Raw genomic sequence first — 21,952 nt, 5'->3', positions numbered from 1 at the left:
TGTGTTAAACAGCTAAATGGTATTGATGATGCTAATGACCGATTATTCGGTTCTATTTTTACTGGCACTTTTACTAAAATTCCACTCGATTTTTTAATGACAATATTTGTAATAATAGTCAAATAAATCGCTTTATGTTTTTGATGCCTTATTGATTTCTAAGGCTGATTTACATTGCTGCTCGGCAGAATTGAGTTCCATCAGCACCACTTTAATGTCATCCATTTGCTGCTGAAGTGCTGCCTTTTTATCATTGACTAAGTCCAGCATGGTATTGAGCTGTGATGTGCTTGATTTATCTGCATCGTAAAGTTCGAATAGGCGGCGGGTTTCAGCCAATGAAAAGCCTAAACGTTTACCGCGTAAAATCAGTTTCAGTCTGACGCGATCTTTTAGGGTGTATATGCGTGTTTGGCCACGACGCTTGGGCTTGATTAAGCCTTGGTCTTCGTAAAAACGAATGCTGCGGGTGGTGATATCAAATTCTTTTGATAAATCACTGATAGAGTATGTAGATTGGGTGCTGACTGTAGCGTTCATCATCTCACCAAATAGGTTTCTTTTGATGCACGATATATGAAGTTTACGTAAAGGTAAAGTTTGCGGTAAAAAATCTATTTTACAACTGTTAATTCATCTTGCCATTTCGATTGGATTTTTTATTTAAGCTATTAATTCTTATTTATGTTTCTGTATCCTGTTGATGTAATTGTCGCAGCGCTCATAAATATCGATACTAATCCCTTGGTCTAATAGGGATATTGGCTTAATTCTGCTCATAATCAACCTTGGGAGAGCTAACGGAGAACTAACATGACTGATGTAGGGAAGTCATTACATACACAATCAATTGAAGACCCAACGACCTTTTGGGCTGAAGCTGCGAAGATGATTACTTGGGACAAAGAGCCTAAGAGCATTTTAGACGATTCAAATAAACCTTTTTATCAATGGTTTGCCGATGGCAAGATGAATACTTGCTATAACGCTGTTGACCGTCATGTGGCTAATGGACTGGGTAACAATGTGGCAATTAACTACATAAGTCCGGTCACACAAAATCAATACACTATCACCTACAACGAATTATTAGCACAAGTAAGTCGTTTAGCGGGTTACATGCAGTCTATCGGTATTGAAAAGGGCGATAGAGTGGTGATTTATATGCCCATGGTGCCCGAAACCGCTTTTGCGATGTTAGCGTGTGCCCGTATAGGTGCAATTCATTCAGTGGTGTTTGGTGGTTTTGCCGCCAATGAGTTGGCGACTCGTATTAATGATGCCAAACCTAAGTTAGTGCTGTCTGCATCTTGCGGCATAGAGCCCTCAGGCGTTGTACCTTATAAGCCATTATTAGACGATGCACTTAACCAAGCCAGTCATAAAGTTGACCATTGCCTTATTTTAGCCAGACATCAATATCAAGCAGAGTTAACCGAGCCAAGAGATGCTGATTGGCAGTACGCACTGCAAAATGCCTCAAATGCAGATTGTGTATCCCTCAATGCCACCGATCCTTTATATGTGCTTTATACCTCAGGCACAACCGGCAAACCTAAAGGTGTTGTACGTGATAATGGTGGTCATGCGGTGGCTTTATGTTGGTCGATGAAGAATATCTACGATATTGAGCAAGATGAGGTGTTTTGGGCTGCATCTGATGTGGGCTGGGTGGTTGGTCATTCATATATTGTTTATGGGCCGTTATTAGTCGGTGCAACCACAATTATGTATGAAGGAAAACCCATTGGTACACCGGATGCCGCGGCATTCTGGCGAATTATTGCCGCCAATAACGTCAAAAGTTTTTTTACCGCCCCAACGGCTATTCGAGCCATTAAACGCGAAGATCCCGAAGGTGAGCTCATTAAGCCATTTGATCTGAGTTGTTTAAAACAAATGTTTTTAGCGGGCGAGCGTTGTGATCCAGAAACGTTAAACTGGAGCCAAGCCATGCTGGGTAAACCTGTGATTGATCATTGGTGGCAAACTGAAACGGGTTGGCCAGTAGCGTCAAACTTAATGGGAATAGAGCCTATAGCGATTAAACCCGGATCTCCCGCAAGACCGGTACCGGGTTATCAAGTGGAAGTGCTTGACGCTATGGGTGAGCAAGTGCCCGCCAATGAAAGTGGTAACGTGGTCATTAAGCAACCGTTACCGCCAGGGACATTAACTACCTTATGGCAAAATGATGATCGCTATGTGGACAGTTATTTATCTATGTATCCCGGATACTATTTAACCGGTGATGCTGGTTACATTGATGAAGATGGTTATCTGTATATTATGAGCCGCATCGACGACATTATTAATGTGGCCGGTCATCGTTTATCGACAGGGCGCTTTGAAGAAGTTTTGTGTCAACATCCTGCGGTGGCAGAAGCGGCGGTTATTGGTGTACAAGATAAATTAAAGGGCCAGGTGCCACTGGGTATGGTGGTGCTTAAAAATGGCGTCAACCTAACCGATGATGAACTTCATCGCCAACTATTAGCCTTAGTAAGGCAAGAAATAGGCCCGGTGGCATCGTTTAGATTAGTCAGCGCAGTGCCTAAATTGCCTAAGACTCGGTCAGGCAAAATTTTACGCGCCACTATGCGTAAAATTGCCGATAACCAAGAATATACTGTGCCCGCTACCATAGAAGATCCACAAACTTTAGACATTGTTCGCAATACGTTAACGCGAATGGGCTATGCTAATGCACTAACTAAAGCCTTAGGTAAGTAAATTTTTTAATGAATACAGACGTCAATGTTTGCTAAGATAATGATTTTTATACTTGATAATATTGACGTTTTTATTAAATAAACCTTAAAAAGGCTGCTTTACGAAAATATTGAAAAACACATTTCGATTACTGTAACCCATAGAATCTAGGTTTTAACTGGTAATTTAGTTACAAAAATCGCTATAATATTTGTCCATATGGGTTCGCGAATCGCGATAAATCTCTGTGACCTTGTGGAATATAAATCTAATGACTCACCACACTCAATTGTCAAACATCGGCGTAATCGGCCTTGGTGTTATGGGCAAAAATCTTGCGTTAAATATAGCTGATAATGGCTACCACGTGACTGTTTTTGATCTAGATGAGGCCAAAATTAATGGCGCGCTTGAACAAGAACACCAAGAGCGGAAAGAAGGCTTAGCACCTCGAATGCAAGCTTGTAAGAATCTTTCAGAAATGCTCGAAAAATTAATTTCCCCTAAAGTAATTGTTTTATCCGTACCTGCGGGCAAAATTGTTGATGGTATTTGTAATACTTTGATTGAAAGTGGCATTTCCAGTGATGATATTGTCATTGATACCGGTAACAGTCTGTGGACTGATACGGTTGAGCGCGAAGCGCATTATAAAGGTAAGTTTAAATTCTTTAGTTCAGCGGTTTCTGGTGGTGAAGTGGGCGCACGTTTTGGCCCGTCATTAATGCCCAGTGGTGATGAATCAGCATGGCAATATGTTGCGCCAATTTGGAATGCAATAGCGGCTAAAGTTGACAGTAAAACCGGTTTGCCTATTGAGCGTTTTGAGCCCGGCAACCCGGTTACTGAAGGCGAACCTTGTACCACTTATATTGGCCCTGCAGGTTCAGGCCATTACGTTAAAATGGTACACAATGGTATTGAATATGCTGATATGCAGTTAATTTGCGAAGCCTATCAATTGCTTCACGATGGTTTAGATTTATCAACCCACGAGATTGGTGATATTTTCAAGCGTTGGAACCAAGGTAGTTTAAATAGCTATTTAATGGAAATCAGTGCAGAAGTATTGCAACAAGATGATCCGCTAACGGGTAAACCGCTGGTTGAGATGATTTTGGATAAAGCCGGCCAAAAAGGCACGGGTTTGTGGACTGCTGTAAGTAGTTTGCAAATTGGCTGTCCAGCGCCAACAATCGCTGAAGCTGTGTATGCTCGTGCGGTAAGTACTCAAAAAACATTACGAGTGTCGTTAAGCAAAACTCTAATTGGTCCAGCAAAAACAACCTTGTCAGATGTTGAGAAAACAGCCTTTATCGATGCATTAGAAGATGCGTTATATTGCGCCAAAGTATGCTGTTATGCGCAAGGTTTTCAGCTAATGGCGATGGAAGCTAAAGAGCAAAATTGGCCACTTAACTTTGCTGAAATAGCCAAAATCTGGCGTGCTGGTTGTATCATTAGAGCGACTTTTTTACAGTCCATTACTCAAGCTTATGAGCAAGATCCTGCGTTGCCAAATCTGTTAATGGCCGAAAGCTTTAGCAGCACTTTAGCAACCAAGCAATTAAACTGGCGCAAAACAGTCGCGGCATCAGTGATGCAAGGTATTCCTGCACCGTGTATTAGTTCCGCTGTGGCATATTATGATAGTTATCGCTGCGAAACATTGCCTGCTAACTTATTGCAAGGTCAACGCGACTTTTTTGGCGCCCATACTTTTGAACGTACAGATAAACCGGCTGGCGAAAAATACCATTTAGACTGGAGCGCAAAAGAGCGCACTTTAACTAAAGTGTAAAGTTTAGTTTGTGTTATCCAATAAAAAAGGCTTCTTAATGAAGCCTTTTTTATTTTTACACTGAGCTTTTAGATTTAGGAGCTGAAAGTTAAATACCTATGCTTAACTTAAGTGCTTAGATTTGGCTGAAATTGATAACTAAGCCTGCGCTAAAAAGTGCGCTGAAAATCATCGTCAGTTTAGCTGTTTTACCCAGAATAGGATTTAACGCTTCTCCTGAGTTATCTCTAAAATCTTTACTTAAGTTTCTGGCTAAGACTAATGATACGCCTGCTAATAATACCGGCCAGCCCTCAAGTGCACCCAATAAAAATCCGGCAATGATTATTCCAAAAGGCAAATATAACAAGCTTTGGTATAAGACTCTTGCTTGCGCTTCACCAATACGAACCGCAAGGGTGTTTTTGCCCGCTTTGGTATCGGTTGTGATATCACGGGTATTATTGACTAACATTATGGCGGCGTTAAAAAATCCGATTGCACAGCCTAATAGCCAAGCCGTTAATGTGGTCTCGCCAGCTTGCAGGTAGTAGCTACCGACAACAGCAACTAAGCCAAAAAAGATAAATGCTGCAACTTCACCTAATCCATGGGAAGCCAGAGGGTAAGGGCCGCCACTGTAGCAAAGTGCCGCTAAAATAGATGCCGCCGCCAATATGGCTATTGGCCAGCCACCGTGCCAAATAAGGTAGGAGCCCACTAATAAGGCTGCCAATAAACACAATATCATTGCGTTACGTACCGTATCTGGGGCGATCATGCCGCTTTGAGTCACACGCACTGGCCCAAGTCTTTCTGCTGTATCTATACCATTTTTAAAGTCAAAATAGTCATTAGCTAAATTGACTGATATTTGCAGTAACACGGCACATAACATTGAAATAGAGGCAATGAGCCAACTAAATTGTGCTAGCTGAAGCGCTAACATATTACCGATAAGTAAGGGGCCGATTGCCGCTGGCAATGTTCTTGGGCGAATAGCCAAAATCCAAGGTTGCATAAACATCAAATAACTAGATTAGTAATGCCTAATAGCTTAACAAATTTTGTTAACGACTGCTGTTGATATTGTTTGCGACAAATCACTAATTTCGAATTTGAATATATAAAGTAGTGCTGATTTAAAATGGTAATCAAAAGTCACTAGCTCTTACTGAAGAGTTTAAGGTAGGCTTATCTATAATTATGTGGTTTGTGAGAGAGTTAAATGAGTCAGGTTTTAAACGATTTATTATCATTATTGTCCCTTGAACAAATTGAGCTGGGATTATTTCGTGGTCAAAGTCAGGATTTAGGTTTTGGCCATGTCTTTGGCGGTCAGGTGATGGGGCAAGCATTGAGTGCAGCAAAACAGACCGTGAGTGCAGATCGATATGCGCATTCTTTGCATTCTTATTTTTTACGCGCAGGTGATGAAAAACAACCGATTGTCTATGATGTTGAAATCATGCGTGATGGCGGTAGCTTTAGTGCCCGTAGGGTGAAAGCGATTCAAAAAGGCCGTCCGATTTTTTATATGACCTGTTCATTCCAAACTGTCGAGCAAGGATATGAACATCAAGCGACTATGCCTGATGTACCGGGACCAGAAGGATTGATGAATCAGCAAGAACTTGCAATGACGATGCGCGATAAAGTGCCAGCAAAGATGCTTGAAAAATTTATGGCCGATTCACCTATTGAAATGCGTTTAGTGAATCCCGGTAATCCACTCGCACCTTCAACCAGTGAGCCAGTGCGCTATGTGTGGCTTAGAGCCAACGGCATTATCCCTAATGATCATAGTATTCAAGAATACCTACTTGCTTACGCTTCTGACTTTAACTTTCTAGTGACAGCAGCCCAGCCCCATGGCGTGTCATTTTTAACCCCTGGTATTCGAATGGCAACGATTGATCATTCTATGTGGTTCCATCGTCCATTTAATATGGGTGAATGGATTTTATACAGTATTGAAAGTCCTAATGCTGGTGGCGGTCGTGGCTTTGTAAAAGGGCAGTTTTTTGATCAGCAAGGTCGCCTAGTGGCTTCGGCAACCCAGGAAGGTTTGTTGAGAATGACTAAGTCCTAATGGGTGTTTAGTGTATTAATGTCAACAATAATAGATGAATAGGTTGAGTAGTATGAGTAAGTGTAAATATGTTTTAGCGGGTCTTGTTGGCGTATTATTGATGTTGACCGGCTGTGTGACTGTTGCCCCTGAAGAGCCAGTTGTGGTGAATGGCTATGCCGGTTATCTAGAGAAAATAAAATTACCTCAAGGCTGTAAAATTAATATCGCGGTGATTGATTTTAATACACCAGGCTCGATTATTTCGCAAAAAACCTTTGATATAGCACGGGCGCCAGTACCGTTTAAATTTATTTTTCCTGTCGAAACAATAGATAAGAATATTGATTATGGCGTGGTAGCGATGATCACTTATCAGGGTAAAGTGATTTTTCAAACCTATGAGAAATTTAAAGTAATTAATAATGATAAATTCACCACAGAAGTGTTGATGAGACAAGTTAAGTAAAGGGCGACAACTGACCTTTTAAAGCCATCAAGTTCACATTTTACCGTGTTCGCCATTGATTAATCATAGTGGCGAACGATAATGTTATTCCGTTGTCATTAATCCGTGGCCTGTGTGACTCACCAATCAGTATCTCCCAGTATGTCAATTCACTCATCAGCACATGAGCAAAGCAAACAAAGTCGTTTAATCTGGGCTCTTTGCCTTGCGTCTGTGGTGATTTATATCAATCTTTATACTGTTCAGGGCATGCTGCCGCTAATTGCTGAACACTTTAATGTCACCGGTGCGCATTCTACATTAGTGCTATCTGTGACCAGTTTCACCCTGGCTTTTTCATTATTGTTTTATGCGATGATTTCAGATCGCGTCGGGCGGTTAAAGCCGATTGTGATCAGTTTATGGTTATTAGCCTGCTCAAATTTATTACTCATTTTTGCAACAGACTTTGACTCCTTGGTTTGGATAAGGCTATTGCAGGGAGGACTACTGGCAGCCGTGCCCGCGATTGCGATGGCGTATTTTAAAGAGCAACTCGCAGCTGAATTTATGTTAAAAGCAGCGGCAATCTATATTACTGCTAACAGTTTGGGGGGATCTTTGGCCGCTTATTTGGTGGCTTAATGTCACAACATTTATCTTGGCAGCAATCTATGGGGTTGGTGTTTGTTGTGACCTTAATTGGTGTGGCAATAGTCACTTTTCTATTGCCCCGGCGTGAAATTAAACCACAGGTAACTCATTTATCGGCCAAGCAAGCGAAACTGGCAAAGTTGCACCATGATTTACAAGGTTTTTGGGGGCACATCACCGACCGTAAAATGAGTTTGGTATTCATCATCGGTGGTCTTGCTTTTATGATGATGGTTAATCAATTTAGTTTTATTCAGTTGCATTTAATGGCGTTACCTTATGAGCTGAGTCGCTTCAATGCTACGTTAATCTTTTTATGTTATCTCAGTGGCACCTTTGCATCATATTTATCGGCTAAGTGGATTGTCCGCTTTGGGTCGATCATACTATTTAAAGCTGCCTTTTTACTCATGGTACTAGGCACCCTATTAACCTTAGTCGATACCCTATGGGCGATTGTTATGGGTTTTTTAATTACCGCGAGCGGATTCTTTTTAACTCACAGTTGTTGTAATTCGTTTGTGGCTATCCGAGCTACCAATCACAGGGCAAAAGCGACTTCTTTGTATTTATGCTGCTATTACTTAGGTGCAGCACTAGGTGGGCCTTATTTGATGGTATTTTGGCAGCATTCTGAATGGCCAGGGGTTGTGGTAGGTTCGTTAACCTTATTAGCTATGTTGGCGCTGGCCATATTATTCCTGAGTAGAGGGCCGCTCGATAAGCCGGCCTTAGATAATTGACTATCAGGTCAGAGAGTTTAGATTATTAGTGATCGGTGAATTGCTTACGGTCTATTTCAAATTTTTTCATTTTATCGTAAAGCGTTTTTCGGGGGAGCTCGAGTTGCTCCATTGTTAGCTTAATACTGCCTTTGTTATAACTCAAAGATTCTTCTATTAATAAACGTTCAAAAAAGTCGACTCGCTGTTGCAAAGACATATTCGAATGCATAGTGGGGTGATTGTCTATATTACCTGCGGCAAAAGCGGCTTCTGCGCCTAATAACACGTAGCGCTCGGCTAAATTACGTAACTCTCGCACGTTACCTGGCCAATCATGCGAGGTTAGCATTGCTTGCTGCTCAGGATTCAATGCAATAAGCGCTTTGTGGTAGCGAGTAGAAGCGATTCTAGCAAAATGTAGGAACAGAATAGGGATATCTTCTCTGCGCTCTCTTAAGGCTGGAATGGGCACTGTGACTAAGTTTAAACGATAAAGTAAGTCTTGACGGAACTCACCGGTTTCACATAATTGCTGCAAGTTTACTTTTGTGGCGGCAATGACTCTAATATCCAGTTCAATTGACTGGTTAGAGCCTAAACGTTCAACCTTACGATCTTCAAGCACTCTGAGTAATTTGACTTGTAAACTGAGCGGGGTGCTTTCTATTTCATCTAAAAATAATGTACCACCATTAGCATATTCAAATTTGCCAATACGGGTTTTATCGTTACCCGTATAAGCACCTGCTTGAGCGCCAAATAACTCACTTTCAATAAGACTTTCCGGAATTGCACCACAGTTAATAGCCACAAAGTTGTGTTTACTACGCAGACTATGGTCGTGAAGATAACGTGCTACTAGCTCTTTTCCTGCGCCGGTTTCACCTTCAATCATGATGTCAGCAGGTACATTTATCACTTGGTTGAGTATGTTGCGCATTTTTATAATGCCAGGGCTGTGGCCTAAAATCCGCGGCCCAGGCGCTATGTGTGACTCTAACTCTTGTTTAAGTTTGCGGTTTTCAAGGGTTAATTGGCGTTTTTCTAACGCGCGCTTGGCAACATCAACCACATGTTCATTATTAAAAGGTTTTTCAAGAAAGTCATAGGCGCCTTTTTTTACCGCATCAACTGCCATGGCAATATCGCCGAAACCTGTAATGAGTATCACGGGGAGGTCTGGGTCTTTGTGGATTAATTGCTGTAATAGGCTTAATCCGTTCAGTTGCGGCATATTAACGTCAGAAAACACCACACCAGGCCAATCATTATGAATGAGTTCAGCGACCTGTGTTGGCTGCGTTGTTGATGCGGCACTGATACCCTCTAATTTGAATAATTGACTCAGCACGCTGCCAATGTGAGGCTCATCATCAACAATAATGACTTGTAGTTGGTTTATATCACCTAGTGAGCTCAAGTTTAGTTACCTTCGTGTAAATAAATCGGTAGTGAAAGTTTAAAAATAGCACCGCCCTTAGCGCAATTTTCTACTGTAATTTGACCTTGCATCGACTCAATAATTCGCTGAGAAATGGATAGGCCTAAGCCTAATCCTTGGCGTTCATTAGTGGTGAAGTAGGGCTCAAATATTTTACTCATCTGGCTTTCTCTCACGCCTGGTCCCGTGTCTTGAATACTAATGATGAGTGTATTACTGTCACTTTTCTTGCTAACACTAATAGCTAAATTTTTTTGGCTGCTTTGGTGCATGGCAACAATTGCATTGCTGATAATGTTAACTAATACCTGTTGTAATCTGATCGTATCACCCCAAATTTGGCATTTCCCAGTAGGTAATGATTTAGATAATTGTACGCCTTGCTTATCAATTTCAGGTTGTACAATAGTCAGTGCTTGTTCAATGGCCTGTTGAATTTCGATGGCGTTATCTTTGCCTTGGGATTTACGGGTGAAACTTTTAAATTGTGCGATGATATCGGCTAAACGATCTGTGAGCTCAATCATAATTTTTAGATTGTTTTTAGCATCATCGTACATCTCTCGACCTAGGAAGGTTTGGGTGTTTTGAGCATAACTTCTTAAAGCGGCTAATGGTTGATTGAGCTCATGGTTAATACTGGCAGATAAACTGCCTATAACCGTTAGTTTGGCTGCTTGAATTAATTCATCTTGAGTGTCCTTAAGCTGGGTATTGGCTTTTTCTAATTCTAGAGTACGTGCTTTGACCCTTTGTTCAAGCTGATTCTGAGCATGGTGCATACGCAGTAGGTTTTTGCGTCTCTCAATGGTGTACAAAATAAATAGTACGATTAATAAATACAGGCTGGCCGCCAGCAACATAATAGCGGGTAGTGATTTATATAAAGGGGACATAGGGGCTAATATGTGCAATGTCCAATTTGCGTTTGGCATTAACTGTTTTTTTTCTAAAAATGTTTCACTCCCCTTACTGGACGTTATCTTGTAGGTATTTAAATCAGTTGCAGAATTTACTTTATAGTCGGGATAAATAGATAATTCACTGATTGGACGGTTTGCATAACGTTTGGCATTGTTAAGGGCAAATCGTTTAGATTGCGATAAAGGGGTTAATGAGTTAAATCGCCAATGATTAATACTGGATAAAAAGACAATGTCATCAGGGTCACTAATCAAAAACTCATATTGGCCAGCAATAGCTATGCCAGTACTTTGCTGCTCAATAACACCAATATCAACTTTAACCACTATTACGCCCAGAACTTGGCCATTGTGGTAAACGGGGTTAGAGAAATAAAATCCGCGTTTGTCTGATGATACCCCTACAGCATAGTAGCGCCCAGCGCGTCCAGAGCGTGCTGCGATAAAATAGGGTCGGTATGAATAATCTTGATTGATAAATGGTCTAGGTTGATCCCAATTACTGGCGGCAATAGCTATACCCAAAGAATCTGTGAGATAAATATCGGATGATTCTGTGACTTTCTGTAATTCTGATAGATAAGCATTTAACTCAGCCATTTTTTTGGGATTTTTTGGGGCTAATAAACCTTCTTGCAGTATTGGGTTTGTCGCAATCACTTCTGGAATAATTTCAAACTGAGCTAATTGTTGATCGATAAATAGCACGAGCTCATTAATTTGTTTTTCTGATTGCTGGGCAATATTATTGACACCCTTGTCTAGCCAATACCATTGACTGATATATAGAGTCAGAATAAGCCCTATAATAAGGGCGATACTTAACCATATTTTATGTTTGATTTGTGTGCGGGTGATAACCATAAATACTCTTATAGGAATGCTTAATTAGATGGCTAATCTGACGACGAATGCGATAAAACCATAAACGAGAAAATATCCGTTGCTGGTTATTAACAACGGATATTGAGTCTTAAGGCTGGTCTATTTGGGCTAATTAATCAAGTTAATAGCCATTCAATTTATCAATATACTCAGGTAGAAACAGTGATATTTGCGGCACATAGGTTATTAGCATTAAAAACCCTAACAATAACAACAACCAAGGCAAGCATGATTGGATCACCCAGCCCATACTTTTACCCGTAATCCCTGCGGTAACAAATAGATTGAGCCCCACCGGCGGCGTTAGCATGCCTATCTCCATGTTGACTACCATGATGATCCCTAAGTGAATAGGGTCGATACCTAGCTGCGTTGCAATTGGGAACAAAATGGGTGCCATAATTAATAAAATTGCTGAAGGCTCCATAAAGTTACCGGCTGCTAGCAACAACAAATTAACTATGATTAAGAAGCCCCAGGCTGGTAACCCAAACCCGACAATTGTTTCAGCAATAATATGCGGAATACGCTCAGTGGTGAGTACATGGGCAAATAACATGGCATTGGCAATAATAAACAACAACATAATACTGACTTTTGCGCCATCGCGAACCACATGTCGAATATCTTTATCGGTTGGGGTTTTAATCACCGCTAGCAACATTTGCAGAATATTACGTACGCCAGCGCCGACAATAGATTCCTGCTGATTACGCCAGGCCACATTTTTCAATGGACCAATATCACGATATCCAAATACCGCAATAAAATAGGCATAAACACAGGCTACAGCTGCAGCTTCAGTTGGGCTGGCAACTCCACCATAAATCGAACCCAGCACGATAATAATGAGTGCTAAACCGCCCATGGCTTTTGCGCTTGATATAGATAAGGCTTTAACGCCTGGAAAAGGGCGAGATGGGAGATTTTTAATTCTGGCGACAATATAAATTGCCAGCATTAAAATACACCCCATCATCAAACCAGGTATTAAACCCGCCATAAACATTCTAGCAGCCGACACTTCCGTTGCTGCGGCATAAACTAGCATTACAATCGAGGGTGGAATTAAAATGCCTAATGTCCCTGAAGTCGTAATCACCCCAGCGGCAAATTTTTCGGGATAACCAGCGCGAACCATACCTATAATGACAATTGAGCCGATTGCTGCAACGGTGGCAGGTGACGAGCCTGATACTGCTGCAAATAGCATGCAGGCCATTACTGAGGCCATTGCTAAACCACCGCGAATATGGCCGACACTGTCCATGGCAAAATCAATAATTCTGCGTGCCACCCCGCCAGTAGACAAAAAAGCTGATGACAATATGAAGAAGGGAATAGCCAGTAAGGTGTAATGCTCAGAGGTTGATTCATAAAGCTTCAATGCAATTGAGGCCAAAGAGTCATTTGAAAACAATAAAATAGTCAATACGCTTGAAAACCCTAACGCAATAGCGATAGGCATACCAATTAACATGCACACAAGGAGTGTGATAAATAAGGTCGCGATAGTCATTATTTTACGTCCTTATTTTTTTCTGTTGATGTTGTTGAATTAATCGCACTTGCTAGTGCAGCTTCATCAATTAAATGCATGCTGTCTTTCGCTTCATCTGCTAATTTAAATCCATCTGCTTTACCGGTTAATATGGCGATAAATAATTGTACAAACCGCCAGGTCAGCATTAAAAAACCGATAATTAAAATGCTTTGAGACATCCAAACGGGTACCGCACCCTCATCTTCAAGATCGATTTTTAATACATCCCAGGCAAAATCAGGATCGAGTTGATGAACCAGGAATGCTGGAAAGTCGATATCTTCCATCGGGAGTCCAATTTGGTACATTTGGCTCAAATAATCCCAGCTACCTTTAAGAAATAAACCACAATAGATAACGCACAATGAACAGGCTAATAATGCAACTAGCTTTTTGGGTGCTGGCGAAAGTGTTGTGACAAAAGCATCAACACCAATATGTGCCCCTACTTTTACGCCATAAGACATGCCAAATAATACAAACCATCCACACAGGGTTAGGGTCAGTTCTTGTATCCACAGAAAACCGGTATTAAAGAAAAAACGTGCGATAACTTCGCCAAATACCAATAAGGTCATCAGTGAGATCAATAGGTTTAAAAACCCTTCTTCGAATTTATTGAGTAAATTTGAAATCACTTTGTTCTCCTAAATGTTAATGAAAAGAGGGTTGTTATCCTGTGATAACTTTAGATAACAACCCAAGAGAACCTTATTGCTTGTTTGCGGCCTGAGCAGCTTCAATGACGTCTTTACCGATTTGAGACTCAAACTTAGTCCATACAGGCTTCATGGCATCAACCCATTGTTGGCGTTGTACAGCAGTTAATGACACCAGTTCAGAACGTTTTGAATCCAAAATAGCCTGTTTATCTTCGCCTTCTTTAGCCGCGGCAATTTGATTGCCTAATACAATGGCTTCGTCGAGTGATTTTTTGATAATGTCGCGTTTGTCTTTAGGTAAATTTTTCCAAAAGGTGTTTGATGTCACTAACATGTAATCTAATACACCGTGATTACTTTCTGTGATGTGGCTTTGCACCTCATAAAACTTCATTGAGTAAATATTTGACCAAGTGTTTTCCTGCCCATCAATAGCGCGGGTTTGTAAAAGGGTAAACACTTCTGAGAATGGCTTTTTAACTGGAATTGCTTTTACGGCATCAAATTGTGCCGCAATAACGTCAGAGGCCATAATGCGGAATTTTTTGCCATTGGCTTCACCCGGTGTTGAAAGTGGCGCATGGGCTGAAAATTGCTTCATACCATTATGCAAATACCCTAAACCGACAAGACCTTTGCGGTTCATTGAATTAAGTAGTTTCTGGCCCTCTTCAGATTGTTGAAAACGGTCGACCGCAGCCATATCTTCGAATAAGAATGGAAGATCAAACACCTGAAGTTTTTTTGTGTAGCGCTCAAACTTCGAAAGTGATGGTGCAACAATTTGCACATCGTTTAATAATAATGCCGCGAGTTCATTGTTGTCCCCAAATAACTGCGAACTTGGAAATACGCTGACGGTATATTCTCCGGGTAAACGTTGCTCAACTAACTCTTTAAATTTAAGTGCCATTTGGCCCTTAGGAGTATTTTCTGCGACCACATGAGAAAACTTAATTTCTATAGGCTCAGCAAATACATTAAAGCTAGAGGCTAAAACAGATGCAATTGCAGTGAGTTTTGCTGCAGACTTTATTGACTTCCATACAGGGTTACTAGTAGTTGATTTAGACATGTTATGGCTTCCTTTACTTGTTTATTATCGTTTTGTCTCTTTACTGCAATAGATAAAGCAGTCGGGATATAGCCAGCGTCCCAGAGGTGTATAAGGTAGTAAGCAAAAGAAGTGCCAGTTTGGGGGGTTGTGATTATACTGTTGTTTTTTATGGTTAAATTTGTTTTTTAATGTTTTTAATATTTAACGGGGGTGATATGAGGGACATCTTAATAGTATCAATGGGTGGGATTTCACACATTGATAGCATTTGATCATAAAGTTAACAATTAAGCCATTGATGATGAAAATACTGAAATAAATATTCAAAAAAGCAGATGGGATTTTTTAAAAAGATGATTTAGGTTTGGAGTAAATTGAATGAGATTAACATGATTCTATAAAAAGAATATTATTAAGAGGAAGTTATAATTTTTAACGTTATTTTATGGTGAGGGAGTTTATTAAAACAGTTCTAGTTTGAAATTGATGAGTTTGTTTTTTAAAGCAGATTTATGGTGGTCGCTACTGGGCTCGAACCAGTGACCCCCTCCTTGTAAGGGAGGTGCTCTCCCAGCTGAGCTAAGCGACCTGGGATAAATTAAAACATTTTGAAGATAATGGTGGTCGCTACTGGGCTCGAACCAGTGACCCCCTCCTTGTAAGGGAGGTGCTCTCCCAGCTGAGCTAAGCGACCTGGGATATCTTGCAACATCAGTACATTATGGTGGTCGCTACTGGGCTCGAACCAGTGACCCCCTCCTTGTAAGGGAGGTGCTCTCCCAGCTGAGCTAAGCGACCTGGGATAATGTAACTAATTATAAAACTGTGAGTCCAAATAAATGGTGGTCGCTACTGGGCTCGAACCAGTGACCCCCTCCTTGTAAGGGAGGTGCTCTCCCAGCTGAGCTAAGCGACCTGGGGACTCTACACTTGTTAATTATATGGTGGTCGCTACTGGGCTCGAACCAGTGACCCCCTCCTTGTAAGGGAGGTGCTCTCCCAGCTGAGCTAAGCGACCTGGGAATATAATCAACAACAGATAATTTCTTCAATGAAATTATGGTGGTCGCTACTGGGCTCGAACCAGTGACCCCCTCCTTGTAAGGGAGGTGCTCTCCCAGCTGAGCTAAGCGACCTCATGCTGTGTGGGTCGGTATTATAGGGAGCAAGGATTAGCTGTCAACGATTTTTCGATAAAAATATCACGATAGTGCTATTTTTGTGCCGTTTGGCGTTTTGTTAAGCAAGCTGGTTTTGGCTTTTAAGTAAAATAGCATCTTGATTCGATGCACGGGCATTTCAACCTAACGCGTAGGCTGTTAGAATGTTGGCCACATTTTTATACTCTGCTTGGTGCAGGGTATAGTTTATACAGACTTCTTTATATAGGTTAGTGTCCGATTATGACAACTAAGACTCGCTTTGCTCCAAGCCCTACAGGTTTCTTACACGTTGGTGGTGCACGTACTGCACTTTATTCATGGTTACATGCTAAAGCGAATAACGGTGAATTTGTTTTACGTATAGAAGACACTGATATTGAACGTTCTACCCAAGAAGCATGCGATGCAATCTTAGATGGTATGAACTGGTTGGGATTAAATTGGAATGAAGGCCCATATTATCAAACTAAACGTTTTGACCGTTACAACGAAATTATCGGGCAAATGTTAGAAAGCGGCACCGCTTATAAGTGTTACTGTTCTAGAGAAAGAATTGAGTCATTGCGTGAAGAACAAGCTGCAAATGGCGAACAACAAAAATATGATGGTTGTTGTCGTGATCTAGCGCCGCGTGACACTGACGAGCCATTTGTTGTTCGTTTTAAAAACCCTGTAGAAGGCAGTGTCGTTTTTGATGACCATGTTCGCGGTCGCATTGAAATATCAAATAGCATGCTTGATGACTTAATTATTAAGCGTACAGACGGCGTACCAACGTATAATTTCTGCGTAGTAGTTGATGATTGGGATATGGGGATCACTTGCGTGGTGCGCGGTGAAGATCATATTAATAATACCCCACGCCAAATTAATATCCTAAAAGCGCTTGGCGCGCCTATTCCAGAATATGCCCATGTATCGATGATTCTAGGTGATGATGGTGCCAAACTCTCTAAACGTCATGGTGCCGTTGGCGTTATGCAATATCGTGATGATGGATATTTGCCTGAAGCGCTACTTAACTATTTAGTTCGTTTAGGTTGGTCTCACGGTGATCAAGAAGTGTTCTCTATGGAAGAGATGATTAGCTTCTTCAAGTTAGATGATATTAATAAAGCGGCTTCAGCCTTTAATACTGATAAGTTGAATTGGTTAAATCAACATTATATTAAATCATTAGCGCCTGAATATGTTGCATCTCATTTAGAGTGGCATATGGATGATCAAAAAATAGATACTAGCAATGGACCTGCATTAGCCGAATTAGTTGTAGCGCTTTCTGAACGTGCTAAAACTCTAAAAGAACTTGCAGCATCTAGCCGTTATTTTTATGAAGATTTTGCTGAGTTTGATGAAACACAAGCGAAGAAGCATCTTCGTGGGGTGGCACTTGAGCCATTAACGCTTGTTAAAGCAAAGTTAGAAGCTTTAACTGATTGGTCTGTGGAATCATTACATGCAGTGATTGAGGCGACAGCGGTAGAATTAGATGTTGGTATGGGTAAAGTCGGTATGCCGCTTCGCGTTGCTGTAACTGGGGCAGGGCAGTCACCAGCTTTAGACTTAACCTTGTTTTTGATTGGAAAAGACAGATCTGTTGAAAGAATATCCAAAGCGATTGATTTTGTAGCAGATAGAATAAATTCCTAAAAAACGAGTTGACACATTAAGGTATGCTGCATAGAATGCGCCTCGCAGTTGAGACAAGGCTCAGTAATTTCTGGCAGTGTACCTAATTGTGTTTTAAGTAAGAGGGGTTATAGCTCAGCTGGGAGAGCGCTTCGCTGGCAGTGAAGAGGTCCACGGTTCGATCCCGTGTAGCTCCACCACTTACTTGAATTATTCTCGATGAGAAGTTAGCACTGGTGTTTAGCCTACAGACATCAATGAGTATTCACTCGATACAGAGTATAACGTATCAACAGTGTCCCATTCGTCTAGAAATAGAGCTTAGGACATCGCCTACTTTGGTTTATAAGGAGTCGGCGGTAACAGGGGTTCGAATCCTTAGGGGTTTAGCACTTGATATAGGTAAATAGCATTGATGTTTAGCCTACAGTCATTGATGAGTATTCACTCGATACAGAGTCTAACGTATCAACAGTGTCCCATTCGTCTAGAGGCCTAGGACACCGCCCTTTCACGGCGGTAACAGGGGTTCGAATCCCCTATGGGATACCATATTTCAGATGGTTGAACATAATTCGAAGCGGTTGTTTCGGAAAGGTTTAGAAATCTAAATAGCATTGATGATTAGCCTACAGTCATTGATGAGTATTCACTCGATACAGAGTCTAACGTATCAACAGTGTCCCATTCGTCTAGAGGCCTAGGACACCGCCCTTTCACGGCGGTAACAGGGGTTCGAATCCCCTATGGGATACCATATTTCAGATGGTTGAACATAATTCGAAGCGGTTGTTTCGGAAAGGTTTAGAAATCTAAATAGCATTGATGTTTAGCCTACAGACATTGATGAGTATTCACTCGATACAGAGTCTAACGTATCAACTGTGTCCCATTCGTCTAGAGGCCTAGGACACCGCCCTTTCACGGCGGTAACAGGGGTTCGAATCCCCTATGGGATACCATATTTCAGATGGTTGAACATAATTCGAAGCGGTTGTTTCGGAAAGGTTTAGAAATCTAAATAGCATTGATGTTTAGCCTACAGACATTGATGAGTATTCACTCGATACAGAGTATAAGGTATCAACAGTGTCCCATTCGTCTAGAGGCCTAGGACACCGCCCTTTCACGGCGGTAACAGGGGTTCGAATCCCCTATGGGATACCATATTTCAGATGGTTGAACATAATTCGAAGCGGTTGTTTCGAAAAGGTTTAGAAATCTAAATAGCATTGATGTTTAGCCTACAGGCATCGATGAGTATTCACTCGATACAGAGTATAAGGTATCAACAGTGTCCCATTCGTCTAGAGGCCTAGGACACCGCCCTTTCACGGCGGTAACAGGGGTTCGAATCCCCTATGGGATACCATATTTTCAAATTTTGGTGTCTATTTACTAAAATTGGGGGCTATAGCTCAGCTGGGAGAGCGCTTCGCTGGCAGTGAAGAGGTCCACGGTTCGATCCCGTGTAGCTCCACCAAGTTTTGTTGGAAACAACAAATAGCATTAATGTTTTGCCTACAGGCATTAATGAGTATTCACTCTATTTACTGAGTATAAGTAAATCTCGGCGTCCCATTCGTCTAGAGGCCTAGGACACCGCCCTTTCACGGCGGTAACAGGGGTTCGAATCCCCTATGGGATACCACACTAAACCACCGTAAGGTGGTTTTTTTATGTTTATATTTTGTGTTGGATTTAAATTTGAGCCATAAAAAAAGGCAATCAAATGATTGCCTATCGATCTACTTAGAGATCAAGGGGACCGCGCTAGAAGTCCCAGGGAGATGATGAACAATAAAGTAAATATCACTGTTATTAAGTTTGAGTCATCATTTATGTAAAAGTTCAAAAATACGTATAATTTTTTTTAAAAAATATAAGTTTTTATCACAAACTATTTATTTATTTGAAATTTATAGTGTTATTGAAAAGTTATTTTAAAAGTTTTTCTATTACTGGTGACAAATCTTCCGGTTTTGTTGTTGGTGCATAACGCTCAATGACATTACCCTGTGTATCAACTAAAAACTTGGTAAAATTCCATTTAATAGACTGACTCCCCAAAAGCCCTTTCGCAGCTTGCTTCAAGTGTTGGTATAGCGGAGCAGCATCATCACCATTTACGTCTATTTTACTAAATAATGGAAATGTCACACCAAAATTAAGCTCACAAAATTGGCTTATTTCAGTTTCAGTTCCTTGTTCTTGTTTGCCAAATTGATTACACGGAAACCCCATCACCACCAAACCCTGATCTTTATATTGTTGGTATAGCTGCTCTAACGCTTTATATTGAGGGGTAAAACCACATTTACTCGCTGTATTAACAATCAATAGCACTTTATTTTTAAAAGTGTCCATACTGATGTCAGTTCCTTGAATATCTTTGATATTAAACTGATAAATTGCCTTACTCATATCGTGCTCCAGTTAATAATTTTCCAAATATAACGAGAATAATGAGGTTGTTATACGTGTTAAACTGAAATAAGTGACCTCAAAACCTTGTCGTTTAATTTGTACTATAATGATTTATTTTGAAGCGGTCAATTTAGTTGCGCGCAATTCAATTTATCTATTTGCTTATCACTAAAAATATGAATATAGTCGGCGCATTATTCGCTGAACAAGATAAGGGGCGGACTTATGGATGAAGTAAAGAACGAACTTATATCTGAAGCAGAGCAAGAGATTACAACACAGTCACAAATAGAAGTCAGTCAAGCTGTGCAGCAACTGACAGAAGCTGAAGGTGAAGAACAAGCAGAAGTTTTTAGTGAAATACTCAATGGTGCTGAAGCTGGTACTATCGCTATTTTACTTGAATCTTTACCGTTAGATGAACGTTATGACCGTTGGCAACAGGTCGAGCCAGAAGAACGTGTTGATGTTTTAAACTTAATGCGTGCAGATCCTCGTCTGGGCATTTTAAAGAAAATGCCAGACGAAGAGCTGGATTTGATATTTTCGCAGCTAAGCCCAGAAGATCTGATTGATTGGAGTGACTCATTACCTGACAGCATTACAGATCGCGCATTAGCGCAAATGGGTGAGCGTCAGCGAAAGCACTTTGAACTTTATGACCAGTATGATGAAAATGAGATTGGCCGTTATGCTGATCACCAAATGTTGGTACTAAATCTTGATTCAACAGTGGCGCAAGGCCAGCGATTTTTCCGCCGTATTGATTTAGATTGTAATGATCATCTATTTCTAGTTGATATAAATGATAAGTACCTTGGCACAGTTCGACGCTATGACGTGTTTAAAACTGATGTAGATGTTTTACTTTCTAGTTTGATTTGGCAAGATAGTCGGGTGATATCAGCAGATTCTTCCTTACTAGAAGCCGCTGAGACCATTGAGCATAGCCGAGAGTTAGAATTGCCTGTGGTTGATGATGAAGGTATTTTAATTGGTCGTATGACATTGAGAACGGCAACAGCCTTAGTACGTGAACATTACGAGTCACAGTTAATGGCTACAGCTGGTATGGACGATGATGACGATTTGTTTGCACCTATTACTGTAGGGGCTAGACGTCGTGCTGTATGGCTTGGTATTAATTTATTAACGGCGTTTTTAGCCTCTGCAACAATTGGCCTGTTTGAGAATGTACTATCACAAGTGGTTGCTTTAGCTGTGTTAATGCCTATTGTTGCCTCTATGGGCGGCATAGCAGGTAGTCAGTCATTAACGTTAATGATCCGTGGCATGGCAATGGGGCAAATATCTGCAGGTAACGTAGTGTCACTGCTCAAGAATGAGCTAGGTATTGGTGCTTTGAATGGTATTTTATGGGCCATTGTTATTGGCTTGATTGCTGGGTGGTGGTTTGATGACCCCATGATGGGCGTTATTATAGGCTGTGCTATTTTAATCAATATGGCTATGGCTGCAATCGCCGGAGTTATGGTTCCAATGATTTTACAACGATTTAACCAGGATGCGGCATTGTCAGGCTCAGTCATTTTAACCACAGTGACAGACGTTGTAGGTTTTTTTACTTTTTTAGGTTTAGCGACAATCTTGTATCTGTAAAGTATCTGTTAATATTTGTCTACAAAAAGTTACTTAAAGGAGCCGCCGGCTCCTTTTTTATGCCTGTTAGATTAAAACCCAAGGTTTCTAAATTGAATTTAGAGGTAAAATACAAAGCATTCAGATTTCTAAGATGGTGGATTTACTGATGCATATCTATATCACGCTATCTAGTAAATAAAAAAGCAAGTTGATAGCAACTTGCTTTTTAA

14 protein-coding genes, 14 tRNA genes and 1 pseudogene are annotated in these 21,952 nt (G+C 40.9%); 15 read left to right on the top strand and 14 right to left on the bottom strand.

The genetic code is table 11. From position 1 onward, the window contains the following. Positions 1 to 132 precede the first annotated feature (132 nt). Positions 133 to 540 (bottom strand): MerR family transcriptional regulator, encoded by a 408-nt coding sequence (locus tag ACRWQM_RS11590; RefSeq protein ID WP_434928801.1) that lies wholly within the window; start codon positions 538 to 540, stop codon positions 133 to 135. Between the two features lie 273 nt (positions 541 to 813). Here ACRWQM_RS11590 and ACRWQM_RS11585 point away from each other — a divergent pair, with 273 nt between their 5' ends. Continuing rightward, entirely contained in the window at positions 814 to 2,733 is a 1,920-nt protein-coding gene (locus ACRWQM_RS11585; protein ID WP_434928802.1) for a propionyl-CoA synthetase, read from the top strand. Between the two features lie 250 nt (positions 2,734 to 2,983). Continuing rightward, a complete protein-coding gene (gene gndA, locus ACRWQM_RS11580) occupies positions 2,984 to 4,513 on the top strand; it encodes an NADP-dependent phosphogluconate dehydrogenase (protein WP_434930083.1) in 1,530 nt (509 codons plus the stop codon). A gap of 115 nt (positions 4,514 to 4,628) precedes the next feature. Here the strand turns inward: gndA and ACRWQM_RS11575 are convergent, their stop codons facing one another. Next, a complete protein-coding gene (locus tag ACRWQM_RS11575; RefSeq protein WP_434930082.1) occupies positions 4,629 to 5,513 on the bottom strand; it encodes a 1,4-dihydroxy-2-naphthoate polyprenyltransferase in 885 nt (294 codons plus the stop codon). 207 nt (positions 5,514 to 5,720) lie between these two features. On the opposite strand from ACRWQM_RS11575, the gene tesB reads away from it, so the two are divergent. From tesB to ACRWQM_RS11560, 3 genes and pseudogenes are all read left to right on the top strand, one after another. Next, positions 5,721 to 6,584, top strand: coding sequence for an acyl-CoA thioesterase II (gene tesB, locus ACRWQM_RS11570; protein WP_434928805.1), 864 nt, complete (start codon positions 5,721 to 5,723; stop codon positions 6,582 to 6,584). A 52-nt stretch (positions 6,585 to 6,636) separates the two neighbouring features. Then, complete coding sequence (locus tag ACRWQM_RS11565) at positions 6,637 to 7,032, top strand: YbaY family lipoprotein (protein ID WP_434930080.1); 396 nt, start codon at positions 6,637 to 6,639, stop codon at positions 7,030 to 7,032. Positions 7,033 to 7,173: 141 nt separating this feature from the next. Next, positions 7,174 to 8,408, top strand: a pseudogene (locus ACRWQM_RS11560) (MFS transporter). 25 nt (positions 8,409 to 8,433) lie between these two features. On the opposite strand, the gene ACRWQM_RS11555 reads toward ACRWQM_RS11560, so the two are convergent. The 11 genes from ACRWQM_RS11555 to ACRWQM_RS11505 form a co-directional block, all read right to left on the bottom strand. Then, positions 8,434 to 9,810, bottom strand: a complete 1,377-nt coding sequence (locus ACRWQM_RS11555) for a sigma-54-dependent transcriptional regulator (protein WP_226410369.1) — start codon at positions 9,808 to 9,810, stop codon at positions 8,434 to 8,436. Positions 9,811 to 9,812: 2 nt separating this feature from the next. Then, positions 9,813 to 11,618: an ATP-binding protein gene (locus ACRWQM_RS11550; RefSeq protein ID WP_434930079.1), complete on the bottom strand. Its 1,806-nt coding sequence runs from the start codon at positions 11,616 to 11,618 to the stop codon at positions 9,813 to 9,815. A gap of 142 nt (positions 11,619 to 11,760) precedes the next feature. Then, positions 11,761 to 13,158, bottom strand: a complete 1,398-nt coding sequence (locus tag ACRWQM_RS11545; RefSeq protein WP_434928808.1) for a TRAP transporter large permease — start codon at positions 13,156 to 13,158, stop codon at positions 11,761 to 11,763. Continuing rightward, entirely contained in the window at positions 13,158 to 13,820 is a 663-nt protein-coding gene (locus tag ACRWQM_RS11540) for a TRAP transporter small permease (RefSeq protein ID WP_434930078.1), read from the bottom strand. The genes ACRWQM_RS11545 and ACRWQM_RS11540 overlap by 1 nt, the downstream gene beginning before the upstream one ends. A 73-nt stretch (positions 13,821 to 13,893) precedes the next feature. Next, positions 13,894 to 14,919 carry a TRAP transporter substrate-binding protein gene (locus tag ACRWQM_RS11535; protein ID WP_434930077.1) on the bottom strand — a complete coding sequence of 342 codons (1,026 nt, stop codon included), beginning with the start codon at positions 14,917 to 14,919 and terminating at the stop codon, positions 13,894 to 13,896. A 495-nt stretch (positions 14,920 to 15,414) separates the two neighbouring features. After that, positions 15,415 to 15,490 (bottom strand) — tRNA-Val (locus tag ACRWQM_RS11530). 29 nt (positions 15,491 to 15,519) lie between these two features. Next, positions 15,520 to 15,595: transfer RNA gene (locus tag ACRWQM_RS11525), tRNA-Val, on the bottom strand. Positions 15,596 to 15,623: 28 nt separating this feature from the next. Then, positions 15,624 to 15,699 (bottom strand) — tRNA-Val (locus ACRWQM_RS11520). 42 nt (positions 15,700 to 15,741) lie between these two features. Further along, a tRNA-Val gene (locus ACRWQM_RS11515) sits at positions 15,742 to 15,817 on the bottom strand. Positions 15,818 to 15,843: 26 nt separating this feature from the next. Continuing rightward, positions 15,844 to 15,919: transfer RNA gene (locus tag ACRWQM_RS11510), tRNA-Val, on the bottom strand. Positions 15,920 to 15,961: 42 nt separating this feature from the next. Next, positions 15,962 to 16,037, bottom strand: a tRNA-Val gene (locus ACRWQM_RS11505). A gap of 267 nt (positions 16,038 to 16,304) precedes the next feature. On the opposite strand from ACRWQM_RS11505, the gene gltX reads away from it, so the two are divergent. The 9 genes from gltX to ACRWQM_RS11460 all read left to right on the top strand — a co-directional run bounded on the left by gltX (position 16,305) and on the right by ACRWQM_RS11460 (position 19,344). Continuing rightward, positions 16,305 to 17,714 carry a glutamate--tRNA ligase gene (gene gltX, locus ACRWQM_RS11500; protein WP_434928811.1) on the top strand — a complete coding sequence of 470 codons (1,410 nt, stop codon included), beginning with the start codon at positions 16,305 to 16,307 and terminating at the stop codon, positions 17,712 to 17,714. 103 nt (positions 17,715 to 17,817) lie between these two features. Further along, a tRNA-Ala gene (locus ACRWQM_RS11495) sits at positions 17,818 to 17,893 on the top strand. A 276-nt stretch (positions 17,894 to 18,169) separates the two neighbouring features. Next, positions 18,170 to 18,245 (top strand) — tRNA-Glu (locus ACRWQM_RS11490). 129 nt (positions 18,246 to 18,374) lie between these two features. Continuing rightward, positions 18,375 to 18,450 (top strand) — tRNA-Glu (locus ACRWQM_RS11485). Positions 18,451 to 18,579: 129 nt separating this feature from the next. Then, positions 18,580 to 18,655 (top strand) — tRNA-Glu (locus ACRWQM_RS11480). A 129-nt stretch (positions 18,656 to 18,784) separates the two neighbouring features. Further along, positions 18,785 to 18,860, top strand: a tRNA-Glu gene (locus ACRWQM_RS11475). A 129-nt stretch (positions 18,861 to 18,989) separates the two neighbouring features. Next, positions 18,990 to 19,065: transfer RNA gene (locus tag ACRWQM_RS11470), tRNA-Glu, on the top strand. 35 nt (positions 19,066 to 19,100) lie between these two features. Next, a tRNA-Ala gene (locus ACRWQM_RS11465) sits at positions 19,101 to 19,176 on the top strand. Between the two features lie 92 nt (positions 19,177 to 19,268). Further along, positions 19,269 to 19,344 (top strand) — tRNA-Glu (locus tag ACRWQM_RS11460). A 287-nt stretch (positions 19,345 to 19,631) separates the two neighbouring features. Here ACRWQM_RS11460 and ACRWQM_RS11455 read toward each other — a convergent pair. Beyond that, positions 19,632 to 20,117 carry a glutathione peroxidase gene (locus ACRWQM_RS11455; RefSeq protein WP_434928812.1) on the bottom strand — a complete coding sequence of 162 codons (486 nt, stop codon included), beginning with the start codon at positions 20,115 to 20,117 and terminating at the stop codon, positions 19,632 to 19,634. A 228-nt stretch (positions 20,118 to 20,345) separates the two neighbouring features. On the opposite strand from ACRWQM_RS11455, the gene ACRWQM_RS11450 reads away from it, so the two are divergent. Then, a complete protein-coding gene (locus ACRWQM_RS11450; RefSeq protein ID WP_434928813.1) occupies positions 20,346 to 21,740 on the top strand; it encodes a magnesium transporter in 1,395 nt (464 codons plus the stop codon). Positions 21,741 to 21,952: the final 212 nt, after the last annotated feature.

The sequence above is a fragment of the Shewanella sp. HL-SH5 genome (assembly GCF_051163755.1).
Taxonomy (GTDB): domain Bacteria; phylum Pseudomonadota; class Gammaproteobacteria; order Enterobacterales; family Shewanellaceae; genus Shewanella; species Shewanella glacialimarina.
This window is presented reverse-complemented; position numbering and strand designations above follow the sequence as displayed.